Origin of the sequence: Mesorhizobium sp. M4B.F.Ca.ET.089.01.1.1, assembly GCF_004022605.1 — a bacterium.
Classification (GTDB): domain Bacteria; phylum Pseudomonadota; class Alphaproteobacteria; order Rhizobiales; family Rhizobiaceae; genus Mesorhizobium; species Mesorhizobium abyssinicae.
This window is the reverse complement of the sequence record NZ_RZOS01000816.1, coordinates 1-1,445: the sequence shown is the minus strand read 5'-3', so window position 1 is coordinate 1,445 and position 1,445 is coordinate 1. Positions and strand designations below refer to the sequence as shown.

General features: G+C 66.7%; 1 protein-coding gene. It reads left to right on the top strand.

Annotated elements, in window-relative coordinates:
- On the top strand, nucleotides 1-1,445 hold a 1,445-nt coding region (locus EN780_RS34160; protein WP_133372878.1), incomplete at both ends, for a DNA topoisomerase IV subunit B.

Below are 1,445 nucleotides of genomic sequence, written 5' to 3'. Positions count from 1 at the left end.
GTCTGGAACCGGTGCGCCGGCGGCCCGGCATGTATATTGGCGGCACCGACGACAAGGCGATGCACCACCTGTTCGCCGAGGTCATCGACAATTCGATGGACGAGGCGGTCGCCGGCCACGCCACCTTCATCGATGTCGAGCTTTCGGCCGACGGCTATCTGACCGTCACCGACAACGGACGCGGCATTCCGGTCGATCCGCACCCCAAATTCAAGAAGCCGGCGCTCGAAGTCATCATGACGACGCTGCATTCCGGCGGCAAGTTCGACAGCAAGGTATACGAGACCTCGGGCGGCCTGCACGGCGTCGGCGTCTCCGTGGTCAACGCGCTGTCCGACCACCTCGAGGTCGAGGTCGCGCGCGGGCGCCAGCTCTATCGCCAGCGCTTCTCGCGCGGCATTCCGGTGAGCGGTCTGGAGCACCTCGGCGAGGTGCACAACCGCCGCGGCACCAGGACCCGCTTCCATCCCGACGAGCAGATCTTCGGCAAGGGCGCCGCCTTCGAGCCGGCGCGGCTCTACCGCATGACGCGCTCGAAAGCCTATCTGTTCGGCGGCGTCGAGATCCGCTGGACCTGCGATCCCTCGCTGATCAAGGGCAAGGACACCACCCCAGCCAAGGCCGAGTTCCATTTCCCGGGCGGTCTCAAGGATTATCTGAAGGCTACGCTCGGCGACGAGTTCCAGGTCACGCGCGAAGTCTTTGCCGGCAAGAGCGACAAGCAGGGCGGCCACGGCTCGCTCGAATGGGCCGTGACCTGGTTCGGCGGCGACGGCTTCCTCAACTCCTACTGCAACACCATCCCGACCGCCGAGGGTGGCACGCACGAGGCCGGCTTCCGCAACGTGCTGACCAGGGGCTTGCGCGCCTATGCCGACCTGATCGGCAACAAGCGCGCCTCGATCATCACCTCGGAAGACGTCATGATCTCGGCCGCCGGCATGCTGTCGGTGTTCATCCGCGAGCCGGAATTCGTCGGCCAGACCAAGGACAGGCTGGCGACGATCGAAGCCATGCGCATCGTCGAGACGGCGCTCCGCGATCCGTTCGACCACTGGCTGGCCGACAATCCGCAGGAAGGCTCCAAGCTTCTCGACTGGGTGATCGCGCGCGCCGACGAGCGCGTCAAGCGGCGCCAGGAGAAGGAAGTGTCGCGCAAGAGCGCGGTGCGCAAGCTGCGCCTGCCGGGCAAGCTCGCCGACTGCACGCAGAACGCTGCGGCCGGCGCCGAACTGTTCATCGTCGAAGGCGATTCCGCCGGCGGTTCGGCCAAGCAGGCGCGCGACCGCGCCAGCCAGGCGGTGCTGCCGCTGCGCGGCAAGATCCTCAACGTCGCCAGCGCCGGCAACGACAAGCTGGCGGCCAACCAGCAGATCTCGGACCTGGTTCAGGCGCTCGGCTGCGGCACGCGCTCCAAATACCGCGACGAGGATTTGCGCTACGAC